The 24,000-nt window shown below is 56.0% G+C and carries 17 protein-coding genes and 2 pseudogenes; 13 read left to right on the top strand and 6 right to left on the bottom strand.

Going from position 1 to position 24,000, the window contains the following annotated elements:
- Positions 1-2: 2 nt before the first annotated feature.
- The 4 genes from ACVI9W_RS23765 (at position 3) to ACVI9W_RS23750 (ending at position 9,017) form a co-directional block, all read left to right on the top strand.
- A complete protein-coding gene (locus tag ACVI9W_RS23765) occupies positions 3-1,877 on the top strand; it encodes a DUF1302 domain-containing protein (RefSeq protein WP_461531864.1) in 1,875 nt (624 codons plus the stop codon).
- 25 nt (positions 1,878-1,902) lie between these two features.
- Positions 1,903-3,273, top strand: coding sequence for a DUF1329 domain-containing protein (locus ACVI9W_RS23760; RefSeq protein WP_461531448.1), 1,371 nt, complete (start codon positions 1,903-1,905; stop codon positions 3,271-3,273).
- Between the two features lie 718 nt (positions 3,274-3,991).
- A complete protein-coding gene (locus tag ACVI9W_RS23755) occupies positions 3,992-8,329 on the top strand; it encodes an AAA domain-containing protein (protein WP_461531447.1) in 4,338 nt (1,445 codons plus the stop codon).
- A gap of 325 nt (positions 8,330-8,654) precedes the next feature.
- A complete protein-coding gene (locus tag ACVI9W_RS23750) occupies positions 8,655-9,017 on the top strand; it encodes a hypothetical protein (RefSeq protein WP_461531446.1) in 363 nt (120 codons plus the stop codon).
- 187 nt (positions 9,018-9,204) lie between these two features.
- Here the strand turns inward: ACVI9W_RS23750 and ACVI9W_RS23745 are convergent, their stop codons facing one another.
- A complete protein-coding gene (locus tag ACVI9W_RS23745) occupies positions 9,205-9,450 on the bottom strand; it encodes a hypothetical protein (protein ID WP_461531445.1) in 246 nt (81 codons plus the stop codon).
- Between the two features lie 671 nt (positions 9,451-10,121).
- Between ACVI9W_RS23745 and ACVI9W_RS23740 the strand changes: the two genes are divergently transcribed.
- The 5 genes and pseudogenes from ACVI9W_RS23740 to ACVI9W_RS23720 all read left to right on the top strand — a co-directional run.
- A complete protein-coding gene (locus ACVI9W_RS23740; RefSeq protein WP_461531444.1) occupies positions 10,122-10,277 on the top strand; it encodes a DUF3077 domain-containing protein in 156 nt (51 codons plus the stop codon).
- A 374-nt stretch (positions 10,278-10,651) separates the two neighbouring features.
- Entirely contained in the window at positions 10,652-11,125 is a 474-nt protein-coding gene (locus ACVI9W_RS23735) for a GNAT family N-acetyltransferase (protein ID WP_461531443.1), read from the top strand.
- Positions 11,126-11,238: 113 nt separating this feature from the next.
- A pseudogene (locus ACVI9W_RS23730) lies at positions 11,239-11,636 on the top strand (IS5 family transposase); the annotation flags it as partial.
- Positions 11,637-11,882: 246 nt separating this feature from the next.
- Complete coding sequence (locus ACVI9W_RS23725) at positions 11,883-12,323, top strand: pyruvate kinase (RefSeq protein WP_461531442.1); 441 nt, start codon at positions 11,883-11,885, stop codon at positions 12,321-12,323.
- A gap of 74 nt (positions 12,324-12,397) precedes the next feature.
- Positions 12,398-12,793, top strand: a pseudogene (locus tag ACVI9W_RS23720) (IS3 family transposase); the annotation flags it as partial.
- Between the two features lie 66 nt (positions 12,794-12,859).
- Here the strand turns inward: ACVI9W_RS23720 and gapS6b are convergent.
- From gapS6b to ACVI9W_RS23705, 3 genes are all read right to left on the bottom strand, one after another.
- The gene (gene gapS6b, locus ACVI9W_RS23715; protein WP_461531441.1) at positions 12,860-16,183 is read right to left on the bottom strand and encodes a GapS6b family protein; all 3,324 of its coding nucleotides are present in this window, start codon (positions 16,181-16,183) and stop codon (positions 12,860-12,862) included.
- 37 nt (positions 16,184-16,220) lie between these two features.
- Entirely contained in the window at positions 16,221-16,562 is a 342-nt protein-coding gene (gene gapS6a, locus ACVI9W_RS23710) for a GapS6a family protein (RefSeq protein ID WP_461531440.1), read from the bottom strand.
- A 500-nt stretch (positions 16,563-17,062) separates the two neighbouring features.
- On the bottom strand, positions 17,063-18,190 hold the full coding sequence (locus ACVI9W_RS23705) for a PIN domain-containing protein (RefSeq protein WP_461531439.1): 1,128 nt from the start codon (positions 18,188-18,190) through the stop codon (positions 17,063-17,065).
- A gap of 286 nt (positions 18,191-18,476) precedes the next feature.
- Between ACVI9W_RS23705 and ACVI9W_RS23700 the strand changes: the two genes are divergently transcribed.
- Complete coding sequence (locus ACVI9W_RS23700) at positions 18,477-19,610, top strand: alanine--glyoxylate aminotransferase family protein (RefSeq protein ID WP_461531438.1); 1,134 nt, start codon at positions 18,477-18,479, stop codon at positions 19,608-19,610.
- 147 nt (positions 19,611-19,757) lie between these two features.
- Here ACVI9W_RS23700 and ACVI9W_RS23695 read toward each other — a convergent pair whose 3' ends face one another.
- Positions 19,758-20,645 carry a LysR family transcriptional regulator gene (locus tag ACVI9W_RS23695; RefSeq protein WP_461531437.1) on the bottom strand — a complete coding sequence of 296 codons (888 nt, stop codon included), beginning with the start codon at positions 20,643-20,645 and terminating at the stop codon, positions 19,758-19,760.
- A gap of 136 nt (positions 20,646-20,781) precedes the next feature.
- Here ACVI9W_RS23695 and ACVI9W_RS23690 point away from each other — a divergent pair, with 136 nt between their 5' ends.
- The 3 genes from ACVI9W_RS23690 to ACVI9W_RS23680 are packed head-to-tail and all read left to right on the top strand — an operon-like array spanning position 20,782 to position 22,673.
- Positions 20,782-21,768 carry a zinc-binding alcohol dehydrogenase family protein gene (locus ACVI9W_RS23690; RefSeq protein WP_461531436.1) on the top strand — a complete coding sequence of 329 codons (987 nt, stop codon included), beginning with the start codon at positions 20,782-20,784 and terminating at the stop codon, positions 21,766-21,768.
- Positions 21,769-21,785: 17 nt separating this feature from the next.
- A complete protein-coding gene (locus ACVI9W_RS23685) occupies positions 21,786-22,271 on the top strand; it encodes a YybH family protein (protein ID WP_461531435.1) in 486 nt (161 codons plus the stop codon).
- A gap of 9 nt (positions 22,272-22,280) precedes the next feature.
- Positions 22,281-22,673 carry a DoxX family protein gene (locus ACVI9W_RS23680; RefSeq protein WP_422418886.1) on the top strand — a complete coding sequence of 131 codons (393 nt, stop codon included), beginning with the start codon at positions 22,281-22,283 and terminating at the stop codon, positions 22,671-22,673.
- 249 nt (positions 22,674-22,922) lie between these two features.
- Here the strand turns inward: ACVI9W_RS23680 and ACVI9W_RS23675 are convergent, their stop codons facing one another.
- A complete protein-coding gene (locus ACVI9W_RS23675) occupies positions 22,923-23,852 on the bottom strand; it encodes a malate dehydrogenase (protein WP_461531434.1) in 930 nt (309 codons plus the stop codon).
- Positions 23,853-24,000: the final 148 nt, after the last annotated feature.

Here is a 24,000-nt window from a genome sequence, read left to right as displayed (position 1 = left end):
CGCTGCACAAAGAGTTCCGCCCTCACCTACTGGCGCTCGCCGTTGGCCTTGGCGCGTGCACCAGTGCCAATGCCATCGACTTCCAGATCGGTGAAATCGAAGGCCAGTTCGACTCCTCGCTGTCGATCGGCTCCAGCTGGGCCGTGCGCGGACCGGATCCGAAATTCATCAACGCCGCCAACACCATGGGGTTGCGCGGCGAGTCGGCCACCCGCACCGCCGATGACAACCGTCAGAACTTCAAGAAAGGCGAGACCTTTTCGAAGATTTTCAAAGGCGTGCATGACCTTGAACTCAAGTACGGCGACAGCGGTGTCTTCGTGCGCGGCAAGTACTGGTACGACTTCGAACTCAAGGACGAGCACCGCCCGTTCTACGACATCGACGACCGCGGGCGCGACGACCTGGCCAAGGCCTCCGGCGCCGAGTTCCTCGACGTCTTCATCTACCACAACTACAACCTGGGTGAACTGCCCGGCAACGTGCGGCTTGGCAAACAGGTCGTAAGCTGGGGCGAAAGCACCTTCATCGGCAACTCGATCAACAGCATCAACCCGATCGACGTCGCCGCCCTGCGCCGCCCGGGTGCCGAGGTCAAAGAAGGCCTGGTGCCGGTGAACATGTTCTATCTCTCGCAGGGCCTGAGCGAGAACCTCAACGCCGAAGCCTTCTACCAGCTGGAATGGGACAACTCGGTCGTCGACAACTGCGGCACCTTCTTCGGCTCCGACCCGCTGCCCCAGGGCTGTAACGACCGCCTGGTATTCGCCGGCCCGGACCTGGCCCCGGGTGTGGCGAAAAACACCGCGACCGCCGCGCAGATCCTGCGCGGCACGGTAGTGGACAACGTCTACATGCCGCGCCTGGAAGACAACGACCCGCGCGACAGTGGCCAGTACGGCGTGGCCTTGCGCTGGTTCGTCCCGGAGCTGCACGACACCGAATTCGGCTTCTACGCCATGAACTACCACAGCCGCACGCCGTTCCTGAGCTTCAAGCAGACCACCACGGCGCCGATCACCGCTGCCCAGCTGGGCGCCCTGCCCGCCGCGGCCCGGCAACTTGCCGCCATTCAGAACCAGTTCGACCGGGTGCGTTCATCCCGCTACTTCGTCGACTATCCGGAGGATATCCGCCTGTACGGGGTGAGCTTCCAGACTACCCTGGGCGCGACCTCGGTCGGTGGCGAAGTCAGCTTCCGGCCGAACATGCCACTGCAGATCAACACCGCCGACCTCAATCTGGCGGCGCTGCAGTCCACCGATACCGACTTCAAAACCCAGACCTCGCCAGTGTTCACCAGCGGTGAAACCGCCCAGGCACTGGGCGGCGACCTGCCCGGCTACAAACGCATGCCGGTGATGCAGGCGCAGGTCACTGCCACCCACTTCGTCGACCAGATCTGGGGGGCCAGCCGCCTGACCCTGATCGGCGAGGTCGGCTACAACCGCATCAACGGCCTGGGCGATGCCGATGGCACCGATGTCCGCTTCGGCCGCAGCCCGGTGTTTGGCCCTGGTGCCTTCCCCGGCAATCAGAACACCACCGTCTGCGCTACCGCCACCAACCCGCAAAAGGAGTGCAACAGCCACGGCTTCTACACCACCGATTCGTGGGGTTACCGGGTACGCACCAAGCTGGACTACCCCAACGTCATTGCCGGCATCAACCTGTCGCCGAACCTTGCCTGGTCCCATGACGTGGATGGCTGGGGCCCGAACTTCGAGGAAGGCGCCAAAGCCATCAGTGTCGGACTGGATGCCGACTACATGAACAACTACACCGCGAGCCTGAGTTACACCGACTTCTTCGGCGGTCGCTACAACACCAACACCGACCGCGACTACGTCTCGCTCAGCTTCGGCGTCAACTTCTGAGTCGCAATCGACAGAGGGTACATCCATGAAAGCAAGCATGATCAACACCGTCGGCGCGCTGGCGCTCACCCTGCTGGCCAGCAACGTCCTGGCCGCCGTCAGCGAACAGGAAGCGGCGCAGCTGGGCACCACCCTGACGCCCCTGGGCGCACAGAAAGAAGGCAACGCCGACGGCAGCATTCCGGCCTGGAACGGTGGCCTTAAAGCCGGTGCGGCAGCCGTGGACGGCAAAGGTTTTCTCGCTGACCCGTTCGCCAATGAAAAGCCGCTGTTCACCATCACCGCCGCCAACGCCGAGCAGTACAAAGACAAACTCACACCCGGCCAGCTGGCGATGTTCAAACGCTACCCGGACACCTACAAGATTCCCGTCTACCCGAGCCACCGTACCGCTCAGGTCGCCCCGGAGATCTATGCGGCAGCGAAAAAGAGCGCGGTCAATGTGCAACTGGTCAATGACGGCACCGGCCTGAGCAACTTCGCCGGCTCGCGTTACTACGCCTTCCCGATCCCCAAGAGCGGTGTCGAGGTGTACTGGAACTTTGTCACCCGCTACCGCGGCGACAACGTCGAGCGCTGGTCGGTGCAGGCCTCGCCACAGGTCGACGGCGCCTACTCGATCGTCGAAACCCATGACCAGAACAGCTTCCCGCAGTACATGGATGGCGTGAACCCGGAAGAAGCGAAGAACATCCTTTACTACTACATCTTCGCGGTCAACGCCCCGGCGCGCCTGGCCGGTACGGTTTCGATGGCGCATGAAACCATCGACCAGGTCACCGAACCACGCAAAGCCTGGACCTACAACGCCGGTCAGCGTCGTGTCCGCCGTGCGCCACAGTTGGCCTACGATGCCCCGGGCCTGGTATCTGACGGCCTGCGTACCTCCGACAACGCCGACATGATGAACGGCTCGCCGGACCGCTACGACTGGAAGCTGGTGGGCAAGAAGGAAATGTACATTCCCTACAACAACTACAAGCTGCAGTCGCCGAGCCTGAAGTACGCCGACATCATCAAACCCGGACACATCAACCAGGACCTGACCCGCTACGAGCTGCACCGCGTGTGGCATGTGCAGGCGACGCTGAAGTCCGGGCAACGGCATATCTATGCCAAGCGCGACATGTACTTTGATGAGGACACCTGGGTGCTGGCCGAGGTGGATCACTATGATGGTCGCGGGCAGCTGTGGCGGGTGGGTGAGAACTACACCTACAACAACTATGACAAGGGTCTGAATGCGCCTGCGGCTCAGGGGTTCTATGACATTCTGGCGGGTCGTTATGTGGTGGCAACGATGAGCAACGAGTCGAAGCTGGCGCCGCAGTATGGGGGAAGGACCAAGCTTGCGGACTTTACGCCGGCGGCGTTGCGGAATGCGGGGATTCGCTGAGGTTTGAAGGTTGCGTTATAAGAAACGCCCTGCGATTGCGGGGCGTTTTTTTGTCGGGCGCAAATGAAACTGTCCATAACGCCTGTGGGAGCTGGCCTTGCCAGCGATACAGCCACCGCGTACCAGCTGACGCCTCATCGATCCCATCGCAGGCAACGCCGGCTCCACACTGAGTACTGGCTGCTACCGGCCAAAAGGAGTCATTCGGATGTGTCTAGCAAATCTGGAGCAGTGTGGCGGCAAGTGGAACGAATGGGGATTGTGGCTCATCGACCAACGCACGTTCGAACCCATCGGATATACCCCGCCAGCGGAGATTGAGGCAAACCACTGCCGGAACTGGCCAATAAGGGCACTACTGTGGTGCCCTGGTGGCTCAAGCAACTTTCCGTTTGGCAATTAGAAAACCCGGCAAAAACCATGCCAGTGAAAAACCCGTACCTTCCCCTTGCAGGCCCGTGATGGAACCGTGCCCCTGCCCCCCTGCGCCGACTCAATCCTTCGGAGTCCGTGTAATGCCGCTCCGCAGGACATCAATTGGTATCTCACCGAAGCCTGTAATTACCGTTTCTATTAGCGGAAACGCAAGTGTGTTGGCGCGGTCGTGCCAGAGCCAGTATTGTGACACCCAACTTATTGTCATTTTTGGATTTCTCTCGATACCGATTCCACGGGGCTTCGAGCGGCGAAGTCCAGTGTTCGTTTTTAGGGGAATCTAATGGAAGCTCTGGGGCAGCAACTTCGGCCGGTCGCCACGCGGATCAGTCAATATTTCCGTGACTTTTTAGACTCGGATTTCAAGCGTCAACAAGCTCCGCGCCGCCGAATCGTGCTGACCACCGACTCCGGATTCAGATCGGGCATGCGTACCTCGCCCTACCCCTCCTTGGATCGCGACCTATGGAATCTTTTGGGGCGCCCATCTAGCGAGGACCTATCACTGACGATCGACCCACGGCGTTATACGCGTCCGATCAGTGATGTGCTTCGTAAAGTGATCCACGAGCAAGTAAACGCCATCCCCGCTTCATCCCTAAAAACTGTACATACTTCGGTGGAGGAACTAGCCGCAGAGTCCTACGCAAAAGCGATAGATGACCCGGAGTTATGGGTGGAATCAGTCCAAAACTACTTGGGCAGCAAAGTCGCCGAGCACATCATCAAGCCCCTGATCGCTCATCTGGATGGTCCACTGCGCAATCAGGCGTACTGGGTAATGGACTCATTATTCGCTGCGGAGAAGGACCTTGTTGATCGTGTCTGCGGTGACCTATCCCGAATACTCCCAGAGCTGCTGGCCAAGCTACTTGCCACACAGGACTCAGCCCCGCTCAAAGAGGCGATTCCACAGTTCCTGACTCTTGAGGGGACTCGCCAGGCATTGATGGCGTTCTTTGAAGGGTTCGTAGCCGCTGACGCTTTCCACGAGTTTCGGGACCTTGAGACCTACGTTGCCACCAGCGACGGTATGCAACTCTATTTATACATCGGTGCAGTGAAGTATGGCGGAAACCAATACCCGCTCTTCTTCCTGCCTATCGAGGTACACAGGGAAGAAAAAGGAGCCGGTTACAAGCTAAAGCTACTCAACCAACTTTATACCAACCGCAAGGCGATCGACTTTGTTCTGCAGGAGCTAGCTGCCGGACTTGAGCGCGCGTGGGTTTCTCCGATCCCCGAACGAATCCATTACATCAAACCCGAGCAGTCCATATACGAAGAGGCACGCGTCCTGTTCCAGCGCGTAGCCAATGCTATGGACCTCGGCGGCAAGATCAACCTCTCTTCCACTGATACAGACGCCTCGACAATTGCGGTCGGGCTGTCTAGCTCACTGTCCCTGGCTGCGTATGAACGTTCGGACGAGGCATTACTCAACGACTACGAAGAGATCCTCGAAGCTCTGGAACATGGCGGATCGGCTGTGGTTGAGCTGTTCGAGGGCATCGTTGGTGGTGTATTGCGCGAGAACCCAAAGTCCATCGCTGCGGCCGTGGAGACCACCTGGGATGCGCTTCCGATGGTGGATAGAATGGTCTTCGACTCACCGATACCGCTGAACGAAGAGCAACGCAAAGTATTGATTGCCGTGCGACAGCCTGAAGGCAAGATCATTGTTGTCTCCGGCCCTCCAGGTACAGGCAAGAGCCACACAATCACAGCAATCGCCGCCGACTGCGCCTTTAACCAACGATCCTGCCTGGTGTTGTCGGATAAGACCGAAGCGCTGGATGTGGTCTACGACAAACTGTCGGAAGCCATGTCACGCGTACGCCACGATAGCGATTTCCCGAATCCGATACTCCGGCTCGGCCAACAAGCTCATAACTTCCGCAAACTGACCTCGAATCAGGCGGTGACCCAGATCGGGGCCTACGCCAAGGCAATGAAGGCGAATCAGCCCCGACTCGAAGAGGAACGCAAAAGTCGGTCGGAGAACTTGAAGGAACAGATCAAGTTGACTGTGGCGACATTAGGCGCCATCGAAATGTCCAGCGTACAAGCAATGCTCAAGGACGAAACCGAGCTCGCTGAGCTTGCCCCGTCATTACTGGAAGTGTTGAAACGCGCAAGTGGAGCCAGTCTGATTTCAGAGCTCGAGTGCATCAGCGAGCACCTAACGGGGGTGGAACAGTATCTTCTTGAAGTCTTCTCGGAGCGAGACTTTAACCCACAAAGCCTTTGGAACAGAGCGCGCAGGGATGCTTTACTGGTAGCCTTCACTCAGGAACATTCTGACGCCCCATGGGATCTGTTCGAGTCGATGTCGCCCTCCCAACTGCGCACGCTTGGCGGACTTCTACTCAGCTATGGTCAACTGAAAATGCCTTTGTTCGGTTACCTGTTCCGTGGCGGACAGGTGCGCGAAGTTGAACGTCAGCTTAATGCTCTACCCGTCAGCAGCCCCTTGCAGCTCAAGCAACGGCAAGCGATGTTGTCCAACCTCGTGGAGGCGGCAAATAAGCTGCGACTGAAGCTACAGAGCGAAGATCTAGAAGACGAATTCGAGGGTTGCTATCGGCAGCTTACCCGAGGAAAAACGCCAAAACTCAACGCAGGCAATGCGGCAGAAGCCTTGGCCATTCTGCGTCGTGTCGATAGCAAAATCGTGGATGTGCTGCTTGAACAACCAAAGGATGATGCCCGTCTCTGGCCCCTGTCCGTTCGGTTCCTGCACGGCTGGCTCCGCACAAGGGAGGCCTTCGCATCGGCCCCCCAGTATGATTATGCCGGAACCAAAACCCAGCTCGAGCGCCTCAACACTTCGGTCATGAACGCGCACGTTGACACGCGCCTTCTGAGTTTCATGGAGAATTACCGCTCAGACGCACGGGCTCTAGCTGGCGTAATCGCTAACCGACAAAAATTTCCAGAAGACAAGTTCACGCACGTACGCGAGAGCTTCCCAGTCATCATCGCCAGTATTCGCGAGTTTGGTGAATACATGCCATTGGCCCCGGACATGTTCGATGTGGTCGTCATCGACGAGGCCTCGCAGGTCTCGGTCGCCCAAGCATTACCGGCTTTGTTGCGCGCGAAGAAGGTCGTTGTGCTGGGTGATGACAAACAATTTTCAAACGTGAAATCGGCGAACGCCAGCATTGAGCAGAATGACAAGTATCGCAATGAGCTGAAAAACTACTTCACCTCCCACGTCAGCGGCGCAGCCGACGCCCTGCAGCGGCTTTCCATGTTCGACGTTAAGCGTTCCATTCTGGAGTTCTGCAATCACGCGGCCTCATACTCAGTAATGCTGCGCAAGCACTTTCGCTCTTATCAGGAGCTAATCGGATACTCCTCGGGCACGTTTTATGGACACCAATTGCAAGCCATCAAAATTCGCGGCATCCCGGTCGACGAAGTCATCCGATTCGACATAGTCGATACGACAGATAAGAGAGTGACCCGAGGTACCAATGAAGCGGAGGCGGAGTTTATTCTTGACCGCCTTCTTGAGCTGATCGAGGAGGAAGCGCCACCGACCGTAGGCATTATCTCGCCCTTCCGGGAGCAGCAGACCCTACTGTCCAAGAAGCTGTTCAATCACCCCCGCGGAGCAGACTTCGAACGTCTGTTGCGATTGAAGGTTATGACCTTCGACAGCTGCCAAGGAGAGGAACGGCACATCATTTTCTACTCGATGGTGGCGACCGCTGATGAGGATGCGCTCAACTATATCTTCCCAGTTGAGCTGAGTGACGCTGAACAGGCAGTGGAGCAAAAACTGAAGGTACAGCGTCTCAACGTCGGCTTTAGCCGCGCTCAGGAAATGATTTGGTTTGTTCACTCCAAGCCACTCAATGAGTTTCGCGGTTCCATCGGACAAGCGCTTAACCACTATGCGAACATTCTTGAGAACGCCAATAGAATACCTTCTGCCGAAGACACCGATCAGTCCAGCCCTATGGAAGCAAAGGTTCTTGAGTGGTTTCGCCAGACCAAGTTCTATCAGTCCAATATCGACGCCATTGATGTTTTTGCTCAGTTCGAGATCGGAACTTATCTCAAGCAACTTGACCCGACCTACGAGCATCCAAAATGGCGCGTTGACTTTCTGGTGACGTACCAGTCGAGCAAGGGCCCCATCCAGATCGTGATCGAGTACGACGGCTTCGATTATCACTTTGCCAAGGGCAAACACGTTCACGTGGGCAATCATGAACGCTACCTGAATGAGGCCGACGTGGAGCGCCAGCTAACGCTGGAGAGCTACGGCTATCGGTTCCTACGCATCAATCGCTTCAACTTGGGTGACGACCCTGTCGCAACCATTTCAGATCGCCTTTACCAGTTAGTGGAAATTGCCGTGGGCGAGCAGATGTCAGAGGCGGTCAACCATATTCAGTCTCAGGCTCAAGGCCTGGCAAACAAAGAGCTCAAACCGTGCTCGAAATGCGGCCAAATTAGGGAAAAGGCGGATTATTACGATCCAACACTAGGCGGTGGTGCTGGCGGTTTCGGCCGCGTGTGCATGATCTGCAAGGGCAACAAGGCCAGTCCCCAGACCGGGAAAACAACACAACGCCGTTTTCGCAAAAGCCGTCGCTGGGGATAACGTCTACAGGGCGGCCACAAACGGTTGCCCTGCATTTACGTTAATCGTTGGATGTCCTTTCTGATCGATAGAAACCGCTCGATTGAATCCACAGCCAAAAGTGGATATTCAGTGTCGATACATTCCGGGGCGATTCAAAGCGCCCCAAACTCACCATCACAGGCGCTTTTTTTGTGCCCGCGATGATGCTTTATGGCGGGCTGCGCATGGACTTCTTCGGAAGTGCCGGGTTCCTTCGTACCGGTCCGCCAACCTTGCGTAGTCCGTCACCCTTCCCTGCTTGGCGGCAGTCGGTGGCGGATCCTTTCTACGAAGGAGTACCACCATGACTAAACCCGTTCCCGATCCACCCTTAACCACCCAAACCAGCACCACCTTCGGCTCCTGCAACGGCAGCCACGATCCACTCTTCGCTGTCCGCGCCGGTGTTTCCTCCGAAGACGCCCTGATCCACGCCCACGCCTGTGAGATGGTCAATGCCGAGGTGCGCGGTTTGCTTTGGGCGACTGAGCAATCGCTGGAGATGAGCCTTGCCCTGGTCGAGGCGTTGCTGGACGAGCAACGGCAGCGTTGTTACGTAGCACGATGCAAGCAGGCCAGCCGGCGGCGGAGTGATCGCCTGCAATTGGCCTGGGCCGCCGATGCGGCCCAATCAACTACCGTCGTTCGCGTTTTCAGTTCTTTGTGACAGGCAGAAATCGGCCAGGAGCAGTCCTCCAGTGCAGCCTTCCTGACGACAGCTTTAGGCGGTAAGGCGGAAGTGCAGCAATGGCTGCTTTGCAGCAGATCAGTCCTGGGCAGGAATCCAAAGGGCTCCGCCGTGCCACCACCCACCTTGAACACGTGGGTGTAGATCATGGTTGTCATTGCCGAGTTTATGCACTGCTCTCACCAACATTGCTTTCGAGCACCAGCAGAAATTGGTCGTCAGGTTGAAGCCCTTTTCCGTCCCACATTTTCATGACGAAGCCCGCCACTGAGCGAGCTGAAAACGGGCCCATGTGGTCGCGTCGTGACTTGACCTGCGCGAGCGTTCTAGCGCTGGCCGTCCGGAGCTCAAGATCGTCGCCCCCTTCAGGGACGACGCTGCCGTACCCAAACTGGCCGACAAAGCTTTCCACGGCAAGGCTTGCCGCAACCGCATCCTGATATCGGAACCCACGTCCCGCATGAGAGCCAGCTCTTGTCGCCAAACCAAACCTCCCTATTCGATGGCCAAAAAAATCGTCGTGAGTTCGTTCCAAGCGGCCACTAGAGGACGAGATCTCGTGAAGACGTTACTCCCTGGAAGTGCAAGTTCTGGAACAGGGAACGCGAGGAACATGATGTCGTATAGCCCTTAATCCAGCAGTAATCCACACTGTGAGCCGGCTCCGTCTACTCATATTAAGAGTTGAACGGGAGTTTACAGGCGTCTAGTTTGAGCAGGTGAGAGGCCGCTCCCGCTGCAAAGCAGATGTCAGCAACCTGAGGATGAACGTCCGCTACGGGTCAAAAATTGCCACAAAGAACTCCCCCCTTGCACCCCCACCCCAACCCCGTTAACCTCCCCCAGTCGCTGCAAATTCAGCGACTCGGGCTTGGCGGTCCGACACGAAGGCGCAAAGCGCCCCACAATCACCATCGCAGGCGCTTTTTTTGTGCCCGCGATGATGCTTTATGGCGGGCTGCGCATGGACTTCTTCGGAAGTGCCGGGTTCCTTCGTACCGGTCCGCCAACCTTGCGTAGTCCGTCACCCTTCCCTGCTTGGCGGCAGTCGGTGGCGGATCCTTTCTACGAAGGAGTACCACCATGACAAAACCCGTTCCCGATCCCCCCTTAACCACCCAAACCAGCACCACCTTCGGCTCCTGCAACGGCAGCCACGACCCACTCTTCGCTGTCCGTGCCGGTGTCTCATCCGAAGACGCCCTGGTCCACGCCTCCGTCCTGCTCAAAAGCGCCTAACAGACCAACGCCCACGCCTGTGAGATGGTCAATGCCGAGGTGCGCAGTTTGTTTTGGGCGACGGAGCAATCGCTGGAGATGAGCCTCGCACTGGTCGAGGCGTTGCTGGACGAAGTCGAAGCGCGCTCGGCAACCGCGGCGTTGTTGCGTCGCTCGATGCAAGCAGGGCAATCGGCGGTGGAGTGATCGCCAGCGATTGGCCTGGGCCGCCGATGCGGCCCAATCCAATGTCGTTAGCATTGCCTGCCCTTCATGACAGACTGCACAGCCAAAAGCAGTCACCCGACTGTGTCCATGGCTCTTGAGGTCATTCATTTCCGATTTTTAGCAGGTATGGCAGACTCTTCGTTTTTGCGGGCGCCTTGCGAGAAACCATGGATATTCGACGGTTCAGAATCGGGGATGAGATTGCGTTGTTCGACGTCTTTTATTCTGCCATTCATGAAATCGCGTCACGCGATTACACTCGCGAGCAAATCGAGGCCTGGGCTCCTGCTGATCTTGATCAGACACTATGGGCGGAGCACCTGCGAAATCTCCGCCCGTTCGTGGCTGAGGTCGACGGGAAAATAGTGGGCTATGCCGACATTCAACCGAACGGTTACATCGACCATTTTTTTGTGTCGGGTACTCATCCTCGGCAAGGAATAGGCACTTTACTCATGAACCGTATCCATAAAGAAGCCAGGTTACTTGGCATTTACGAACTTACTTCAGATGTCAGCAAGACGGCTGAACCGTTTTTTGAATTACACGGTTTTCATGTTGTACGGCGAGGTTTTCCGATCCGTCGGGGTGTAACGCTTCAGAATGCATTGATGCGGAAAAACCTAAATTGCGACACATGAATGGTGGCCTGCATGCGCTAGGCTTTGTACGAAATTCGGTGAAAACTAACAGCAGCCCGTTCCTTGCTGAGACTTCGTAGAGTCTCTGGTCATTGAAGAAAAGAAATCCTGTGATGGCAAAGCGTTACGAACTGTTGGATGCGGCGTGGGAAGTGGTCGCCGATCTTTTCACTGAATCGCGACACAGAGACCGGCCTCGCGTTGATGATCGGCTGATGCTCAACGGTGTGCGGTGGGTGTTGTGCTCAGGTGCCAAGTGGCGCGATATGCTGGAGCACTTTGGTCCCTGGTCCACGGTTTATTAGCGATTTCGAGACTGGCGAAACCACGGTACTTTCGACCAAATGCTTAAGCGTCTTCACATCCGGCTCACCGAGCACGGCCTGATCAACCTGCAAACCTCGATGATCGCCTCAACCGCAATTCGTGCTACCCGAGCCTCATCAGGCGCGGGTAAAAAAGGGGGCCTGAAGAACCTCCTGACCACGCGTTAGGCCGTAGCCGATGCGGCCCTCAACTACTGCCGTTCGCGTTTTCAGTTCTTTGTAACAGGCAGAAATCGGTCATAAACGGTCACTCGACGCCGTACTGGCGAACTGCTAGCTTATAGGGCGCGCAGCCAAGTCCAGCCTTGTTGTAGATTCCTCTCTATTCGAGCCGATTTGTTTTCGCGAGCACCTCAACGCTCACAGCCGGACATTGCGATCACGCATGCAATTGGCGAAACCACCAAAACCGCTATCTTCAAGGATTAAAAATGGCTACTACCTATTGGCATATGCAAATTCATCCGGACGACAAATCCTTTGCCGATGCGAACGTACATTCGATTCTTGAGCACAAGAAAATAATCGGCCTGGGGGATTGGGAAGCCGGGAAAAATACCATAGACTCATTCCGTAATAAAATGAAAGTCAATGACATAGTTGCCGTAAAAACCGGCGCGCAACTAATTGCCCTGGTTCAGGTTGTAGGCGGGTGGTATGAAGTATCTGATGAAGATCCCTCTCTGGGTTGGATCAAGAACCGAAGACCTATTCGAGTGCTCGACTGGGAACTGGACGGTAAGACACTACCTCAACCACGGGGTACTCTTGAGCCATGTGTAAATGAAGTAGAGACCACAAAAATCATTAGAGAATGGCATCAGCGCGTCATAAAGTCCTTTAACAAGAGAAGGCTGGATCTTTTGGTCTGAGTTTCTACGAACTGACTCCCCCCAGTAGTGCACTCTGACTAATTTCAGGTATCTATAAGGGAAACCTTGAATAGTCAATGAAACCCAGGATGCGCAGCGACCTGGCTATCGACGCGATGCTGATGACAGTGTGGCGGCTTAAACCGAAGCAAGAAGTGATGATTCACTCAGATCAAGGTAGCCAGTTCAGCAGCTCAGACTAGCAAAGTTTCCTGAAGGCTAAAAATGCGGTCAGCAGTATGAGTCGGCGAGGTAACTGCCACGACAACGCCGTTGCAGAGCGCTTTCTCCAGCTGCTAAAGCGGGAGCGAATCCGACGAAAGATCTACGGAACACTCGAAGAAGCCCGGAGTGATATTTTCGATTACATCGAGATGTTCTATAACCCTAAACACCTGCACAGCAGTGCTATGCGGATATCGCCAGTAGAGTATGAGAAACGCTATTTCCTGAGCTTGGAGAGTGTCTAGGAAACCAGGGTGCGATTCACAACCTCCAAAAAAGCGAGCCGCGGCTAATTGTGCCCAGCTTGAATGCTAGATCTTTCCCAGCTGATTTTCCTCTGGAAGAGAGTTGTAGTGCTGAACGATCGACTCGACGTCCAGGAAGTGCCCAACGGCAAAATCTGCGAACAACTCCATCGCGTAGCGGGACAGTTTCGCGTCAACGCACACAATCTGAAGGCAGGCCCTAAGAGCCACCGCTAACCAGAACTCGGCGGTTTTCTCGCCCCGGTTGAAGACAAATAATCGAAGCCCATGATTGAAAACGTGCTCCTCATACTTGCCCCACGGCGTATAAGCAGGCGCAAGAACTGCGGGCGTTGCGAGTCGGAAATGAGTACGCACGACATGAGAAATCAGCAGTTCAAGCAATAACCAGCTACGGTTGCTATCCGTGAAGATCTGGCGACCATGATTCTCAAAGATCTTGCTCAGAATGAAGCTGGACAACGGGTTGGGATTTCCCGCCAACCCCCTCAGCTCCGTCACCATTAGAGGCCTTGGCAACGTCTTCAACGCGAAGAGCAGTAACCCATGACGCCGCTCCTCGAAATCGAAATCTGGCGTGTCGGTCACGCGGAGCAGAATGCTGTTCACATTCGCTACCTTCCAACCTTTCGAATGATGAAGGCCGGCAAAGGGGAAATCCATGCAGAACCACGGAATGTCGTTTGCAGCTGATAACTGCATTGCTAGGTACACAGTAATGTCGATCCCGTCTTTGATGGAGTACAGCTCCAAAGCGGTATCGTGAACAACGGGATGCTTTACCACCGCGGTATCGAGGATGCGCTTCATTCCGAGTAATGTGTGCCCATCGCGAACCTTGACGTCGGATGCAGTCGTCCGGAACAACCTGCCGGCGCCGTTGACTCCCATCATCATAAAGTCTTCATGCGTAACGTCATCAACCCAGCGCTGCAGGATCACCCTGGTTTCAGCGGGGAGCACGAAGGTGAAACCTTCCCCCAAAAGCCTATCTACCAGATTGGTCATCGTCAGGTAAGCGATGGAGTAAGAGTCCAACACAACCTCGCAGGGCTCTGCGATACCTTCATTCACCATCAAGGATTTAGGGATGCTGCTATCAGACCATGCATTCAGCGCGGCCTTGATAGGGTTATCGCCCTGCTGCGCATGCGCGAGAATGAAAAGCGGAATTTCATCGTCCACGCCCACCGCGCGACGAGGGCGGTTAAGACTCAGCCTCTGCTCCAGGAAAGAGGCGAATTCCGCTGGGTCCTCGGGCATCTGGAGAATGGCGAAGACATCACTTCCATCGTTCTGTAAATGCCGAAGCTTTGAAGCGAGTCGGATGCATGCCACATATGGTGGCAGGCGAGAAAGGAGCTTGTACTTCACAACTCCGAGCTGCGTCGCCTGACCGACCTCAAGCGAAGCTAAGAGATTCGCAAGTTGGGTCTCTCTGACCAGCACATGTTGCCCTTTCGCCTCCCCATCCTCGACAATCATCCGTATCTGCAATACATCGTCTTGTTCGAACTCAATACCCTCCAGGTAGCCAGGGATCACTCTTGAAACGTCGAACCCAGCCTGTCGACGCCAAGCGTGCCCGAAGTGGAAATTCACCAGCATGATCGCCCTATCAGACGGGTCTTCCATGAACCATCGTACCAACCTAGGCTCGGCCCGTTTGAAGTTTCCAGCGGACGTCAAAAACCGCATCGCCACCATGGTTTCGTGCGAGTAATCTTTCAGAAGGCTATCGGGGATTTCCTCGTGGAAGCGACGCTGCTCTTCCAGGCTTCGGTACCGTTCACGCAACTCGCAACCGCGCAGCCAGCAATTCAGATTGTGCGGCGCTGCCTGGATCATCTGATCGCTCAGCCCCAGAGCCCGCTCAGCATTCCCAAGCGCTTCTTCTTTGCGCGATAGAAAATTCAACAGTGACAGCGATCGCTCATCTTCCGGAATCCGTTCAAGCACCGTGTCGAACGATTGATACTGCTGGGTTTCGAGCAAGCATCTCAGGTGGAGCAGCACGAACGGCGACGGCCAAAGCTCACCCTCAGGTAGCATAGCGGATGTCAACGCCAACGCTTTGTGGGGGATCTCGGCTTCAAACAGGCTCTCGGCTACTTCAACCACAATCCAGACAGACAACTCCTTCTGCACGCGTTGTCCGAACTGATTGATGAATTCGTTTACCCTCGACTCCAGCCCATAGCGCTCGGCCGGATCCTTCGTATGGACGATTAGCTGAGAACGAGCCAGAAGCAGCACCAACGCAGCATCAATATCACCCGCATTGTGGATGTGCGCCTCGCCAGACAGCCAGCTCTCGAGCTCCGCCGGCTTCGCCAGGCGGGTGAAAAAAACAGCATCGACCAGCTCGACGGTATCACTCGTTAGAAACGCCTGGCACCAGGCAGATCGCGCCTCGTTATCACCATGCGCCGCCATCATTGATTGCAACGACTCAGGGAGCCCGGAGTGATCTCCTTGGGTTGATCGGATGCGCGCGGCTACGTCCGGATAAGATATCTCCATCCGGTCTACATATTTGGCGCAGACATCCAGCAGCCTGGTTGGAAGTGAAGTCTGAAAATAATGGAGAATCGGCCCGGCCATATCAAAGAGTCGTGGATCGTTTCCTTCCGACTGCTCAATGAGCTCCGCGACCTCCTCCACCAACTCGGCAATCGACTTTTTCAGCTGTGGATCCGTCAACCAGTACTGGCGCTCTTTTACCAGAGGGTTGAGGCGTAATGCCTTATTGGTCAACAGTAATACCCTCGAGTTACCCGAGGGATACAGGCTATGGAGTCGAACAGACGCGGGCGTCGAAATTTCTGTGGCATCCAGCCGGTGAGCACCGTCAACGATGCCGGTGAGTTCTCCTTCGCTCAGAATCAATTGCTTGCTGGCCGCAAGCAAGACCTCCTGAGTTGCGTAGTAGCGGTAAAAAGCTTCGCGGGAGTACGGCCCCGGACTGGGGGTGTCGTAATAGAGCGACTTAGCAGACTCTTCGGATTCAGTGTTTCTCGTGAATTTCAGGAGCGCGGCGATGCAATAGTCTTTGACGATTGCATCCTGGGTTGCCGCAGCGACACGCGTGACCGCGTTCAAAGCGTCGTGAGTGGCTTTGGGCTCGACAAACTCTCCGTAGAGCGCGATGACCTCTAGGAGGTCAGAGACTTCCGAGTTACCGTGTTCGGTAGCCTTGAGCGTCTCGAACCGCAGCTTGGCAGTAGCGATATCCTTCCTTCGGACATCGGCCAACACAAGATCGATGGCCTTGCGGAGGTGGGAAGGCGCCAACGCCTGTATGACGATGTCGAGCTTATGCTGGACGTTATCTCCCGAGCCACTGTGGCGCTGATTGATCGTACTCACGTTGCCGCCTTGAACCATAACGTCGCGCCCTTCAACTTCAATACGAGATCTTGTTACCAGCTACGTTGTCACCACTCCCGCTGTGGGTTTGGTTCACAGTGGTAATAGTGGAGGGTGCGACGGTCGCGATGTGGGCGTTGATTTGCTGCATCAGTTGGCCGAGCTCAGGCGATTTATCGATGCGGCGCTCGATAGCGATGGGGCTGTGTTCGTCCGTGATTTCGAGCTTGGCCAGTTGCAAGGCCACCTGCTCAGCCGCGACGTCCTCAGTGATCCAACGACCCAGGCGCTCCTTGACCTTGCCCGCAGTTATCAGGAAGCCATGCTTGACAATATCGTAGGCAGCGTTAGAAATGATTGCACTAGTGATGAAGTCCATAACCACGTTCCTTGCATTGCAGTGGAGAGTTCCGCTTTCTGCCAGAAATTCCGCCGGCGGATGTAATTGGACAAACGGAATAGACGTAGGGTCTCTCAGGTAGTTGCCACGATGCATAGATGAGGCAACGGCTGGCTGGAGCGGCTTATAGGATTTTTTCGACCCGCGTCGTGATGACGGATTGTACCTCGTTGGAGTGCCGCGGGCTGAAAACCGCCTCTGCGGATTGGAAAATCTTTTCCGTTTCGTTGTGGCGAAATCCATTAGAACGTCTGCAATGCGGCGAGCTACAGCATTTAGGTGTCGCTAGCACGCAATTCTTCAGGGCACCTTGATCACCTGTCTTCCGGCGACCGCTTGGTCCTGTGCGAAAGCAAATGGCTGCCTGACCAGCGGCTATGGGGCGATAGTATCGGTTCCCGAATGACCGTTTTCGAACCTAAGCTGCCGTTGGTGAAGCGCAGCTATCGACAAGCAGCGGACCGCTTTCGACTGTACACCTAGTGATCGTCTGTCACGCTCTCGTTTAGCTCGCTTGGTGCAATCGCCCCCAGGTCTAAAGTTGTTTTCGGGTCAAAGTTAACTTCGATATCAATACGTTCGCCTGCTATTTTGACAATTGAAATCGCTGGTATAGACAGAAAGTGATTATAGCTATTGCAACCAATGTAGCTTTCATTATCATCAAAAAAATCAACGTCTACGGCAACATGGCATGCAGCATCTAGCTCAATCGCCCAAATCGTCTTGCTTGAATCATCCCGGATTGTTCCGAATGATTTACCCTCTCCATGAGTAATTGAGATAATCTTTATGCTTGAGCAACGAGCACTGTAGAAATAATTAGTCCTGGCAGTAAAAAACAACTCGCGCTCGAGTGTTTCTGTCAGATTATCTCTAATTGCTGACTCGAGACCTCCGCTGTCATTGAGGCGCTGGAACTTTAAAGAGCGTTGGCTAGCGATCTCCTTGACATCAACTTCTACTGAGTTGATCAGTGCAAGTGCAGTTGTTAGGTCTGGGATGCAATGAAGTTTTTTACTTTCAGGCCTATTGCAGAATGTAATCCAGTCCTTGTCGGTAGAGACAACTAGAATCCCGCTGTTTTCTGCATATGCCTCCAAGCTTAGAAGCGCTACCGCATCAGGAAATTCGTATTTTTTATCGTTGCCTTTGTGGAAAGGGGGTTTGTTGTTGAAGTAAAGCTCAAAAAGCTTTCTGGTGGATATTTCGTCGTAGAATACTAGCTCGGCATTCGTTGCTAGGAAAAAATCATTTATTTCACGAAAGGCGATTTGCTCTGGGGTGGCCCTTGCTTCGAGTTCTTCTTGCATCTCATTAACTAAATCTTCACTCAAATGCTGGGCAACAAGCGCAAATGCGTCATCAACTCGCTTCTGCTTTGAGCTGTGCATTTCAAGCATATGTTTTTCTGCTTCGTCGCGAACCAATTCAGTGACAATTAGTTGAATGCTGGAGTTCTTTAGCTGTCCCAGTTGTGCTAAGAGCCCTTTTCTGAAAGTTCTGCTGTTTCTGTCAAATACCTGTGTATCAAAGGTGATTGCGGTGATAGCACCTGAAATAAGCATCTCGCGCAATTTTTCAAAATGTTCAGGTGTAATGCTCATGGTGTCTTTATTGGCGGCGGACAAGGCTGCATGATAGCGTAATGATACTACTGGTGAGTAGAGGTAATTCAGACCGAGTGAACTAGGCCTGTTTCCGTAGGCACCCCAAACCGCCGTTTGAGCGCTCAACGGTCGCTATGGGTCGGTTGGAGCCCTTGGCGACCGGCAGCTTTGGGTCGGCAACTGCCGTTCAACAGAAATCACAATCAGTCCCGAGCAATCTTGTCATTTGCCAAGGCTTAGGGCAGGGTCGATACCACTGACATCTCTGCCAAAGGAGTCACCCATGTCAAAGCTCTATCCCAGTATCGATCCTGAGGGGCTGGTTGAGTACTCGGTGGTCTACACCGACCGCTCGCTCAACCACATGTCGCAGTCATTTCAAGGCGTGATGAAGAACATTTCCACGACCCTGAAACAGGTCTACAACGCCCAGGCTGTTGCGGTAGTTCCGGGCAGCGGCACATTCGGCATGGAAGCGGTAGCACGACAGTTTGCCACCGACCAGCAATGCCTGGTGATACGCAACGGCTGGTTCAGTTATCGCTGGAGCCAGATCCTTGAGATGGGCAACATCCCGGCGGCCACCACGGTGCTGAAAGCCCGACCGGTCGAGACTGGTCGCCAGGCTGCCTACGCGCCACCTCCTCTGGACGACGTGCTGGCAGCCATTCAGGCGCACAAGCCGCAGATTGTCTTCGCCCCCCACGTTGAAACCTCATCAGGGATTATCCTGCCCGACGACTACCTGCGGGCCGTCGGCGACGCCGTGCATGCGGTCGGTGGCCTGTTCGTGCTGGACTGCATCGCCTCGGGCACGATTTGGGTTGATATGCAGGCGTGCGCAGTCGACCTGCTGATCAGCGCACCGCAAAAAGGCTGGAGCGCCTCCCCTTGCTGCGCCCTGGTTATGCTCAGTGCGTTGGCCCTCGAGCGCATCGAGCAGACGCAGAGCAGCAGCTTTGCCTGCGACCTGAAAAAGTGGCTTCAGATCATGCAGGCCTACGAACAGGGCGGACATGCCTACCATGCGACCATGCCCAGCGATTCCCTCGCGCGATTCAACGAAGTGATGAAAGAGATGCAAGCCTACGGTTTCGACAAGGTCCGCGGCGAACAACAGGCTCTGGGCGATCGGGTGCGCGCAATGTTGACCGGCAAAGGCTTCAAAAGCGTGGCCGCTGCCGGCTTTCAGGCCCCTGGCGTAGTGGTGAGCTACACCGATGATGCCGACATCAAGAGCGGCAAGAAATTTGCCGACCACGGCCTGCAGATCGCCGCCGGAGTGCCGTTGCAATGCGACGAGCCGGCCGACTTCCAGACCTTCCGCATCGGTCTGTTCGGACTCGAAAAGCTGCACAATATCGAGCGCACGGTCAGCACCCTCGAACAGGCACTGGACGAGGTGATGGTGAACTAAGCCCCCATCTTGCCGGCAGCACATACCGAACCTGTGAACTCCAGGAAGGTATCCTGCTCTGGGCACTGCCGGCCCATGGCGCTGTATGACTTGGGTCGACCTAAAGCTGCCCTTCACGGAGGGCAACTGACGGCCAGAATCGGCTCTTTACCCGGAAGTAGACGACACCTCTGCGAGATATCCCATGTACTCCTGCGAGAAGTCCAGGTACGCCCGCACAATGGCAGACGGGTGACGATGTGATGGGTAGAGCAAGTTGATTTGCTGTTCCGGTAGTGGATGTTCGGGAAGTAGCGCAACTAACTTCCCTTCCCGGATGGCACTCGCCGCCAAAAATGGCGGAAGCTCCGTTACCACATCACCGGCCAACGCCCGGCTGCGCAGGTGCGCATAGTCGTTGGTGGACAGCATCGCCTCAGGTTTGAATACCACGCCCCCCAACTGCCAGGTCGCATTGCCACCCTGGCTCCAGACCGCACATGGATAACCGTGTAGAGCCTCGACGCTATTGAGCCCACCTAGCCGCTCAATCAATGCCGGACTGGCCACGAGAATGTGACGATAGGTCAGCATGCGGCGCGCGACCATAGTCTCGTGCGCGATCATGCCTACGCGCAGCGCCACATCGACACCATCTTCGATGAGATCGATACGGCGCTCGGTTGTGTAGACGCTGATCTGGATCTGCGAATAGCGGCGCTGGAAAGCCGACAGTACTTCCCACCACGGTTCAAACGACGGCGGCAATGACAGCCGCAAGCGCCCTTTCAAATGCGCCTGATCACTGATCACGGCCTGTTCGCCTTCAATCAAAGCCTCAATGCCACGGCTGGCATGTTCGTACAACCGCGTCCCCGAATCAGTGAGTTTGGTGCCACGTACAGAACGTTCGAGCAGTTGCACCTTCAACTGCTGTTCAAGCTCGCGAATGCGTCGGCTCAAGGTAGGTAGCGGAATGTCCAGGCGCTCAGCTGCGGCCGAGAGGCTACCGGTCTGCGCCACGCTGACAAACATCCGGACGGCGTTGAAGTCCATTACAGCTTTCCTCTCATTTTTGAGATGAAGCTTATCTCTAGCGCGGATTATCTTCCACATTCGAGTAGTGGATAGTGCACTCACTGGCTTGAAAACAACGTTTCAACCAACCAGCCACGTACCTGAGGAAACGACCATGAAAGCTTATGTGATTGAACAACCGGGCGGCCCTGAAGTCCTGCAACTGCGAGATATCCCGTCACCCGAGCCAACGTCGGACGAAGTGCAGATTCGCGTCCGTGCGTTTGGCCTCAACCGCGCAGAAACCTACCTGCGCGCTGGAAAAATGGGTGACATCACCACTCCACGCGTGCCCGGCATCGAGGCCGTGGGCGAAGTCATCCATGACCCCGCCGGGGTCTTGCGCACCGGCCAGCGCGTGGCCACGGCCATGGGCGGCATGCAGTTCAGCCGCAATGGCAGCTATGCCGAGCAGGTTACGGTACTGCGCAACAACGTGATCTCACTGGACGACACGTCTCTCTCGTGGGAAGAACTTGCCACGCTGCCTGAGGCGTATCTCACTGTCTGGGGGGCGCTCGACAAGAGTTTAGCCATTCAACAAGGCCAGACTTTGCTGGTACGGGGAGGCACTTCATCGGTTGGCCTGGCCGCCATCACCTATGCCAAGGCCCGCGGACTGACAGTGATCGCAACTACGCGCAGCGCTGCGAACATCGAACGCCTTTACGAAATGGGGGCTGATGAGGTGGTCGTCGACAACGGTGACATCGCTCAGCGTATTCGCGAAATCATGCCTGCAGGGGTGGATGCCGCACTGGAAGTCGTCGGTGCCACAACACTGCGCGACACGATCAAGACGCTGCGACCGTTCGGCGCGGTGAGCGTCATCGGCCTGCTCGGCGGCCCGCCGGTAGTGGAGCAATTCCACCTGATGCAGGACCTGCCTGGCGGAACGCGACTGAACTTCTTCCCGAGCGGCTTATTGGGAACACCGGCCTTGCCATTGCAGGACACGCCGTTGCCGTGGCTCGCAAAGGAACTCGCTGCCAAGCGGATGCCCTCCATCCGTACCCGAACCTTCGCATTCGACGAAGTCCGCCACGCGCACCGCTTGATGGAAAGCGATCGCGCACTTGGCAAGCTCGTCGTCCTGCTCTGACATTAAGGAGTACTGCCATGCGTACCGCATTGATCTCACTGGTTCTCGGCGCGGTTCTACTACCCATGACGGCTCAGGCCGCCAAACCCGCCTCCGAGGATGCGGTGAAGACTGCCGTCACCCAGCAACTCAACCACTATGAAGCCGCACTGAACGCATCCGACGTCGACCGTGTCATGACCTTGTATGCAAACGATGCCGTGTTCATGCCTCAGCACAGCCCGCCGGCCGTAGGCCGTGATGCAGTGCGCGCGGCGTATCGCCAGGTCTTCAACACGATCAAGCTCGACATACGTTTTACCATTGATGAGATCCGACCGCTGTCACACGACTGGGCGTTTGCGCGTACGCGCTCTGACGGAACGGTCAAGCCGCTGTCCGGCGACCGGGCGGCCAGCGCCGAAGGCAACCAGGAAATTTTCCTGCTGCATCGAGAAAGCGATGGTCAATGGCGCTTTGCGCGCTACATCTTCTCGACCACCAATCCACCCAAATTGCCGTGAGTGTCCGACATGAATACCAAGATCGAGTCTTATGTGATGGCCGCGGCGAGAACGTTGATGGCGCTGATTTTCATCTTGTCTGGCCTGTCCAAGATCGGCGGAGCTGATGCCATGCGCGGCTACATGGAGATCATGCATGTACCCGGCGCATTGTTGTGGCCCACGATCCTGTTCGAGATTGGTGCCGGGCTGTTAATCGTTGGCGGTTTCAGAACCCGCGTTACCGCTGTGTCGCTGGCTGTCTTCAGTCTGGTGACGGGCGCGATTTTCCACAGTCAGTTCAGCGATCAAATCCAGATGGTGATGTTCCTCAAGAACGTCGCAATGGCTGGTGGACTTGTGCTGTTGGCAGTCACGGGACCCGGCGCGTTCAGTCTCGACGCCCGCAGGGTTTCAGTCTGACTCAGCTTTTATAAGGCGAAATAGAAAATGCCGGTGGGAGCGGGCTTGTCCCGCGATTGCGGTCTATCAGATACATCGAATCGCGGGGCAAGCCCGCTCCCACCGCAGAGGCTGCTTTCAAAGCACCAGGTCAAGACAGTTGCTCCTACCCTGGATTGATGACTACCTGCCGGGAAGATCCGCTACCGGCCAATGTCCACTTATTCAGGGGCGACTCACACACCGTGGCGCCCCCTCATTTAGTCCCGTTCACAAAGCATTCATTTCAGCAATATCACGCGCCACCTGATCGGCAGAGTGGTCGAACATCGCCTGCTCCTGCGCATCCAGCGGCAACTCGATCACCCGCGCAACCCCCAGCTCTCCCAGCACACAGGGGACACCCATGGCGATATCTGTGCGGCCGTACTCGCCTTCGAGAATCGCGACCGTCGGCAAAATGCGGTTTCGTCCATTGGCGATAGCATCGACCATCTCTGCAATGGCCACACCCGGCGCATCGCAGGCGCTCCCGACCTTCTTCAACCCCAGAATCTCACCGCCGCCCTGACGTGTGCGCTGCACAATCCGCTCGATCTGCTGATCGGACAGAAAGTGCGACAGCGGCACCGAACCGACCGCACAGTAGCGCATCAGCGGCACCATGCTATCGCCATGCCCTCCGAGCACCAGCGCGGTGATATCCCGAGCAGAAAACCCAGTCTCCTCAGCGATGAAACACTTCATGCGCGCGGTATCCAGCACACCCGCCTGGCCGAACACCCTGTTGCGGCCCAGCGCACTGAGACTGCAAGCCCGGTAGGTCAGCACGTCAACCGGGTTCGACACCACCAGCACCGTCGCCGCTGGGGCATGCCGATTGATATCGCGCATGATGCCATCGAGAATTGGCAGATTGATGCTCAATACATCCTGACGCGACTGACCAGGCTTGCGCGGTACACCTGCGGTAATCACCACCAGGTCAGAGTCCTGCAGCAATTCGGCATCGGAGCCGCCGTAAACCCTGGTATCAGAACCGGACTCAACTGCCGCCTGCCAGACATCCAGCGCCTTGCCCTTGGCCAAATCACCCTGCACATCAATCAACATCAACTCACGACAGTACTCTTCCCGGGCGATGATCTGCGCCGCCGCCTCTCCCACTATTCCGGCACCCACAATTGATAGCTTGTTCACCTAACACCTCCCTGCGGGTCGCGCCACCAGCAACATGCCCGCGTGTACAGGGAAGTATTACCCGCAAATGCTAAAAGACCACCCGAAGGTGGTCTGTGGCGCTCGGTAAAAGTCCTCATCACCCCCAGCCGAACTCAACGAAGGTGCC

The organism is Pseudomonas sp. 210_17 TE3656, assembly GCF_054821965.1.
The sequence above is the reverse complement of the archived record's forward strand: the minus strand, read 5'-3'. Positions and strand labels throughout refer to the sequence as shown.